The 419-nt window shown below is 42.2% G+C and carries 1 pseudogene; it reads right to left on the reverse strand.

Annotated elements, in window-relative coordinates:
* Positions 1–419: pseudogene (locus B9T16_RS29435) on the reverse strand (serine/threonine protein kinase); the annotation flags it as partial.

Below are 419 nucleotides of genomic sequence, written 5' to 3' on the forward strand. Positions count from 1 at the left end.
TGATTTGTTGAACAGTAGGAGGACTGAAATTAGGGACAGGGGGCTGGTTTTTTGGGGGCGCTAATATGTCAGGGGTCACTGACTCTGGTGGGGGTTGAGTGGGAATAGGTTGAGGAGATATTGAGATCTGGTTAAGATCCTGTAAAATTTGACGCGCGGAAATATAGCGATCGCTAGGTTGACGTGCTAACATTTTATTAAAAATCCGATCTAACTGAGGATTTAAAGTTAGATATGGTTGCCATTTCCAAGTAGAATTATAACTATCAATAAGTTCTTGAGGTTCTTTACCAGTTAGCAACACTAACAAAGTCGCAGCTAAAGCATATAAATCGCTATGGGGATAAACAATACCCATCTGCATTTGTTCATCTGGCGCATAGCCAAACTTTCCTAATCGAGTGGCGGGGTTGGGGTGT

This window comes from Arthrospira sp. PCC 8006 (assembly GCF_046480465.1).
In the GTDB taxonomy this organism is placed as follows: Bacteria; Cyanobacteriota; Cyanobacteriia; order Cyanobacteriales; family Microcoleaceae; genus Limnospira; species Limnospira platensis.